This window comes from Micromonospora sp. NPDC005194, from assembly GCF_040608335.1.
GTDB lineage: Bacteria > Actinomycetota > Actinomycetes > Mycobacteriales > Micromonosporaceae > Micromonospora.
This window is the reverse complement of sequence record NZ_JBEXIA010000032.1, coordinates 75,003-81,911: the sequence shown is the minus strand read 5'-3', so window position 1 is coordinate 81,911 and position 6,909 is coordinate 75,003. Positions and strand designations below refer to the sequence as shown.

Annotated in this window: 6 protein-coding genes; 3 read left to right on the top strand and 3 right to left on the bottom strand. The window is 71.3% G+C overall.

What is annotated here, in order from left to right:
• Positions 1-100 precede the first annotated feature (100 nt).
• Positions 101-775, bottom strand: coding sequence for a DedA family protein (locus tag ABZU53_RS24270; protein ID WP_354861785.1), 675 nt, complete (start codon positions 773-775; stop codon positions 101-103).
• A gap of 283 nt (positions 776-1,058) precedes the next feature.
• On the opposite strand from ABZU53_RS24270, the gene ABZU53_RS24265 reads away from it, so the two are divergent.
• Positions 1,059-3,911, top strand: a complete 2,853-nt coding sequence (locus tag ABZU53_RS24265; RefSeq protein WP_355067645.1) for an aconitate hydratase — start codon at positions 1,059-1,061, stop codon at positions 3,909-3,911.
• 212 nt (positions 3,912-4,123) lie between these two features.
• On the opposite strand, the gene ABZU53_RS24260 is transcribed toward ABZU53_RS24265, so the two are convergent.
• Positions 4,124-4,570 (bottom strand): hypothetical protein, encoded by a 447-nt coding sequence (locus ABZU53_RS24260; RefSeq protein WP_355067643.1) that lies wholly within the window; start codon positions 4,568-4,570, stop codon positions 4,124-4,126.
• A 114-nt stretch (positions 4,571-4,684) separates the two neighbouring features.
• Here ABZU53_RS24260 and ABZU53_RS24255 point away from each other — a divergent pair, with 114 nt between their 5' ends.
• Together ABZU53_RS24255 and ABZU53_RS24250 are read left to right on the top strand one after the other, a co-directional pair.
• Entirely contained in the window at positions 4,685-5,452 is a 768-nt protein-coding gene (locus tag ABZU53_RS24255; protein WP_355067641.1) for a helix-turn-helix transcriptional regulator, read from the top strand.
• Positions 5,443-5,631 (top strand): DUF397 domain-containing protein, encoded by a 189-nt coding sequence (locus ABZU53_RS24250; protein WP_210917330.1) that lies wholly within the window; start codon positions 5,443-5,445, stop codon positions 5,629-5,631. Before ABZU53_RS24255 ends, ABZU53_RS24250 begins: the two co-directional genes overlap by 10 nt.
• A 14-nt stretch (positions 5,632-5,645) precedes the next feature.
• Here ABZU53_RS24250 and ABZU53_RS24245 read toward each other — a convergent pair whose 3' ends face one another.
• Positions 5,646-6,905, bottom strand: coding sequence for a sigma-70 family RNA polymerase sigma factor (locus tag ABZU53_RS24245; protein ID WP_355067639.1), 1,260 nt, complete (start codon positions 6,903-6,905; stop codon positions 5,646-5,648).
• Between the last annotated feature and the right edge of the window lie 4 nt (positions 6,906-6,909).

Below are 6,909 nucleotides of genomic sequence, written 5' to 3'. Positions count from 1 at the left end.
CGCCACCCGCGGCTACGCCACCAGCTGACCCCACCCCAGCACCACCACCGACAAGGGCCGGACCCCACCACGGGGCCCGGCCCTTTCGGCATGCCCCGGGTCAGCGATCCCTACCGGTGCGGGCCGGCTCCGCGGACTGCGCCGGCTCAGTGGACTGCGCCGGCTCGGCCGCACTCACGCGGTGGGCCCGTCGGCGTAGCCACCACGTGCTGGCCAGCCCTGCGAGCACCGCGAGGACCAGGCCGGCCCAGGAGATGTCCTTGAGCCAGTGCTCGGCGGCCCGGCCGACGGTGAACAGCAGGTACGTGGTGCCGAACGCCCACACCAGCCCGCCGGCGGCGTTGGCCAGGAGGAACCGCCGGTACGGCACGTGCAGTGCCCCGGCGAGCGGGCCGGCCAGGATCCGCAGCAGCGCCACGAACCGGCCGAAGAACACCGCCCAGACGCCGTGCCGGGCGAAGCTCTGCTCGGCCCGGGCTAGCTGGGCGGGGCCGAGATGGCGGGGGAAGCGTCGGCCCAGCCGGGCCAGCAGCGGGCGGCCGCCGCGGCGACCCACCGCGTACCCGATGGAGTCGCCCACGATCGCTCCGGTAGCGGCGGCCGTGGCCACCCACTCCGGCTCCACCACTCCGGTGGCCGCGAGCAGGGCCGAGCTGACCAGGACGATCTCACCGGGCAGGGGTACCCCCATGCTCTCCACGCCGATCACCCCGGCGACGAGCAGGTAGACCGCGATCGGCGGCAGCGACACGAGCCAGTGCTGGACGTCGAACACGGTTGACCCTCCTCCGACCGGACCTCGAACCCTACCCGCGCCGGCCTGCCCGACCGGCCCCTCGACGAAGACCCGGCGGCGGGTGGTGCGGGCACGCGCACACCCCCTATCCATCCTAGGAGGCTAGGGATGGAGGGATGGGCGAACCGTGCGCCGAGTTGCGAAACTAGCAAGACGGACGTACGGTTTTGTTTGAGAGCGGAATCGTCGGTAAGTGTCACCTAACCTCGGCGGCACCCCGGTCGGTGCGACACACTGCTCAGGACTACTCACGGTCGCTGGTGTGAAGGAGTACGACGTGGCGAGCCTCGACACCTTCGGTGCGAAGACCCAGCTACGCGTCGGAGACGCGAGCTACGAGATTTTCAAGATCGACAAGGTGGACGGCCACGATCGGCTGCCGTACAGCCTGAAGATCCTCCTGGAGAACCTGCTGCGGACCGAGGACGGCGCGAACATCACCGCCGACCACATCCGCCAGCTCGGCGGGTGGGACCCGACCGCCGACCCGAGCGTGGAGATCCAGTTCACCCCGGCGCGGGTGCTCATGCAGGACTTCACCGGCGTGCCGTGCGTGGTCGACCTGGCCACCATGCGCGAGGCGGTACGTGAGCTGGGCGGCGACGCCACCAAGGTCAACCCCCTCGCCCCCGCCGAGCTGGTCATCGACCACTCGGTGATCGCCGACCTGTTCGGTCGCGAGGACGCGTTCGCCCGCAACGTCGAGCTGGAGTACGAGCGCAACAGGGAGCGCTACCAGTTCCTGCGCTGGGGCCAGACCGCGTTCAACGAGTTCAAGGTCGTCCCCCCGGGCACCGGCATCGTGCACCAGGTCAACATCGAGTACCTGGCCCGCACCATCATGGAGCGCAACGGCCAAGCGTACCCGGACACTGTGGTCGGCACCGACTCGCACACCACGATGGTCAACGGCCTGGGCGTGCTGGGCTGGGGCGTCGGCGGCATCGAGGCCGAGGCCGCGATGCTCGGCCAGCCGGTCAGCATGCTGATCCCGCGCGTGGTGGGCTTCAAGCTGTCCGGCGAGATGCCGGCCGGCACCACCGCCACCGACCTGGTGCTCACCATCACCGAGATGCTGCGCAAGCACGGCGTGGTCGGCAAGTTCGTCGAGTTCTACGGCCCCGGCGTGAGCGCCGTGCCGCTGGCCAACCGGGCCACCATCGGCAACATGTCCCCGGAGTACGGCTCCACCGTCGCGATCTTCCCGATCGACGGCGAGACGATCCGCTACCTGGAGCTGACCGGCCGCGACGCCGCGCAGGTCGCGCTCGTCGAGGCGTACGCCAAGGAGCAGGGCCTCTGGCACGACCCGAAGGCGGAGCCGGACTACTCGGAGCGCCTGGAGCTGGACCTGGGCTCCATCGAGCCGTCGCTCGCTGGCCCGAAGCGTCCGCAGGACCGGGTGCCGCTGGGCGCCGCCAAGACGCTGTTCCGCTCGGCGCTGACCGACTACGTCGCCGAGGAATCCGACGTTGAGCGTGACCTCAAGCCGGGTGTGCCCCGCGAGGAGCTGCCGCGCGGCGCGAACGGGCCGGCCGACGAGGCCAGCGCCGAGTCGTTCCCGGCCAGCGACCCGCCCGCCAACGAGTTCAGCGACCCGGCCGACGAGCCGCGCGACCTGGAGACCGCGGCGGTGGGCGCGGGCGGCCGGGCCACCAACCCGATCCGGGTCACCAGCGCCGACGGCGTCGAGTACGAGCTGGACCACGGCGCCGTGGTGATCGCGGCGATCACCTCCTGCACCAACACGTCCAACCCGCAGGTGATGATCGGTGCCGCGCTCCTGGCCCGCAACGCCGTGGAGAAGGGCCTGACCCGCAAGCCGTGGGTGAAGACCACCCTCGCCCCGGGTTCCAAGGTCGTCATGGACTACTACGAGCGGGCCGGCCTCACCCCCTACCTGGACAAGCTGGGCTTCAACCTGGTCGGGTACGGCTGCACCACCTGCATCGGCAACTCGGGCCCGCTGCCCGAGGAGGTGTCGGCGGCGGTCAACGAGCACGACCTGTCGGTCGTCTCGGTGCTCTCCGGCAACCGGAACTTCGAGGGCCGGATCAACCCGGACGTCAAGATGAACTACCTGGCGTCCCCGCCGCTGGTCGTCGCGTACGCCCTCGCCGGCACGATGGACATCGACCTGGCCAACGAGCCGATCGGTGAGGACAGCGACGGCAACCCGGTCTTCCTGCGGGAGATCTGGCCGAACAGTGCCGAGATCCAGGACGTCATCGCCCAGGCGATCGGCGCGACCGGGTTCAGCGCCGCGTACGCCGACGTCTTCGCCGGCGACGAGCGGTGGCAGTCGCTGCCCACCCCGACCGGCGACACCTTCGCCTGGGACAGCGACTCGACCTACGTGCGCAAGCCCCCGTACTTCGAGGGCATGCAGCAGGAGCCGAGCCCGGTCGTCGACATCTCGGGCGCGCGGGTGCTGGCCAAGCTGGGTGACTCGGTGACCACCGACCACATCTCGCCGGCCGGCTCGATCAAGGCCGACTCCCCCGCCGGCACGTACCTCGCCGAGCACGGCGTGCCGCGCCACGAGTTCAACTCGTACGGCTCCCGCCGGGGCAACCACGAGGTGATGATCCGGGGCACCTTCGCCAACATCCGGCTGCGCAACCAGCTGGTGCCCGGGGTGGAGGGCGGCTTCACCGTCAACCACCTCACCGGCGAGCAGACCTCCATCTACGACGCCTCGATGGCCTACCAGGAGGCCGGCATCCCGCTGGTCATCCTGGCCGGCAAGGAGTACGGGTCGGGCTCGTCGCGGGACTGGGCGGCCAAGGGCACCATGCTGCTGGGCGTGCGGGCGGTCATCGCCGAGTCGTACGAGCGGATCCACCGCTCCAACCTCATCGGCATGGGCGTGCTGCCGCTGCAGTTCCCGGTGGACGTCACCGCCGAGTCGCTGGGCCTCACCGGCACCGAGATGTTCACCATCACCGGCGTGACGGCCCTGAACGACGGCGACACCCCGCGCACGGTGACGGTCACGACCGACACCGGCGTGGAGTTCGAGGCCGTCGTGCGGATCGACACCCCGGGCGAGGCGGACTACTACCGCCACGGCGGCATCCTGCAGTACGTGCTGCGCCGCATGATCGCCAACTGATCGCGTACGACATTTGCGAAGGGCCGCTTCCCGCGCTGGCGGGGAGCGGCCCTTCCCCGTCTCTGCCTTCCCATGCCCCGGGTAGCTGTCTCGCGCCCTTTGCTCTGCTTCACTCGGCGCAACACTGACCGTGCGGTGCCGTTGCGCCCGTTGAAGCAGAGCAAAGGGCAAGAACGTGGTACGGCCAGCGAAGGATCCGGACCAGGTCCCGCTCAGCGCAGTCGCAGCGCGACCGCACGGGCCTCTTCGTCGGTGAGGGGCAGGAACCAGAGGAAACGGCGAACGATGGCCACCGGATCGGGGCCGCCCGGCTGGCCGCGCAGGTCCCGGATCGCCCGCCAGGTGATCCGGGAGAACTCGGGGATAAGGGTCGCGCGGCGAGCAGCGTCCGTCGGGGTCGCTCGCAGCGCCGGGCAGGGCCAGTCCCGCCCGCAGGCGTCGCACATCCAGAGGGGACCGTCGGCGGTGTGCCCGACCGGCGGGCCGCACCGGGGTCGCCAGCGTGATTCGGGTACGACGTTGGCGGCGCGACCGGAACCACGGTGCGGAGGAATGAGCCGCTCGATGGGGCGGGGCGCGCTCTTGCGCGGCTGCTTCGGCCGGGACGGCAACGGACCGACGGTCGGCTTCGCGTGATCTCGGGGCTTCTCCTCGGGCATCCTGCGCTCCCTCGTCGATGCTGTCTACACAGCACCCTGCCGAGGGTTGCCAAACAATTACACCGCGTAGAAGTATTTACCTCCGACGTCTGGAACGTTCTGGAGAGTGTGGAGATGAATCGAGCCGTACAGGCGGCCATGGTCGAAAAGGGCTACACAGCGGACAGTCTCGCTGCTCAGATTGGTGTCGATCCGAAGACGGCGGCAAAGTGGGCGAGCAGGGATCGAATTCCCCAGACTCGTCATCGTGCCCGGGTCGCCGAGCTGCTCGGTCGGAACGTCGAGGAGCTGTGGCCGGACGCGCTGAAGCGTCGAACGCCGGCCTGGTTCCGACCCTGGGCCGAGATCGAGCGCGAGGCGCTGTCGCTGCGGTCGTTTCAGCTCGCGTGGATACCGGGCCTGCTTCAGACGAAGGCGTACGCGCTGGCGACGCTGGTCGGCGAGGCGCTGACACCGGCCGAAGCCGACAATCTCGCCGAGGCGCGGCTGAGCCGGCAGGCCATCCTGCGCCGGGAACGCCCGCCGCTCATCGTCGCGGTCCTGGACGAGGGAATCCTCCGGCGCACCCTCGACGGCGATCGGGCCATGATGCGTGAGCAGTGCGAGCGGCTGGCCGAACTGGCCGCTCTGCCGAACGTGTCGCTGTTCGTCGTGCCCGCCGACGTCGGCATGTATCCGGGCCTCGGTGGGCCGTTCACCGTGGCCGAGATGCCGGACGGGGCGCGGGTCGCCCACGTCGACAGTCAGGCGCAAGCGCAGCTCATCGACAAGGCGGCCGACGTTGCTACGCTGGACCGACGGTGGGAGCGCATCCGCGATGCAGCCCTGTCTCGTGCGCAGTCCCTTAACCTCATCAGAGAAGCGGCAGCATCATGGACCTGACCGGCGCTCGGTGGCGCAAGAGCAGCAAGAGTGGCAACAACGGCGGCGACTGCGTCGAGGTGGCCGACAACCTCGCGGGCGTCATCGGCGTACGCGACTCCAAGGACCCGGCCGGTCCGACGCTCGCCTTCGACCCGGCGGCCTGGACCCGCTTCCTGGTGCTGGCCAAGCGCGGCTGACCCGGAGGATCCGGCTACCTCGCGAGGTCGTCCGCCCGGTCGAGCAGAGCACGGCGCTCGGCGGCCGAGCCGGCCATCCCGGCGGCCTCCCGGAACAGCGCGGCGGCCCGCAGCCGGTCACCCTGCCGGGCGACCAGATCGGCCCGCACCGCCACGGCGAGCGGGTTACCGTCCAGCCCTCCCCCGGCCTGCGCCGCGTCGAGCAGGCCCAATCCGGCGTACGGCCCGTACGCGTAGCCGTGCGCGACCGCGCGGTTGAGCGCGATCACCGGTGAGGGCCGGATGTCGGCCAGCGCGTCGTAGGCCCGCGCGATCGTCGGCCAGTCGGTGGCCTCCGCGGACGGCGCGGTGGCGTGGCAGGCGGCGATCCGGGCCTGCCACGCGTACGGCCCGTCGTGGCGTACCCGAGCAAGGGCGGCCTGGCCCTCGGCGGTGGCCGCGCGGTCCCACCGCGCGCGATCCTGCCGCTCAAGGGTGAGCAGGTTGCCTGCGGCGTCGCGACGGGCGTCCCGGCGGGAGTGCTGGAACAGCAGCAGCGCCAGCAGCGCGGCCACCTCGGACTGCTCCGGCATCAACCGGTCGAGCAGCCGGGCCAGCCGGACCGCCTCATCGGCGAAGGCCGGCTCGCCGTCGACGACGTAGCCCCGGGTGAACAGCAGGTACAGCACGGCGAGCACCCCGGGCAGCCGCTCGGCCAGCGCCGGCCCGCTCGGCACCCGGTACGGGATGCCGGCCTGCGCGATGCGGGTCCGGGCGCGGGTCAGCCGGCGGGTCATCGTCGACTCACTGACCAGCAGGAGCCGGGCGATGTCGGCGGTCGGCACCCCGCAGACGGTCCGCAGGGTCAACGCCACCCGAGCCTCGATCGCGAGCGCGGGATGGCAGCAGGTGAAGATGAGCCGCAGCCGGTCGTCCACCACGTCCTCCCCCGCCGGGGTCTCGGGCCACGCGTCGTCCGGCGCGAGGACCGCCAGTTCGTGCAGCTTGCGGCGCTCGACGGCGGTCCGGCGCAGCACGTCGATCGCGCGGTTGCGGGCGACGGTCAGCAGCCAGGCGCCGGGGTTCGCCGGCACGCCGTCGCCGGGCCAGCGCTCCAGCGCGACGGCCAGGGCCTCCTGCGCGCAGTCCTCGGCCAACGCCCAGTCCCCGGTCACCCGGATCAGGGTCGCGACGATCCGGGGGTACGCGTCGACGCCAGCGGCCGCGACGGCCTGCGCCGCCACGGCCGCGCCGACGTCGTCGGGCGCACCGGTCGTGGTGTCGGTGCGAGCCATCCGA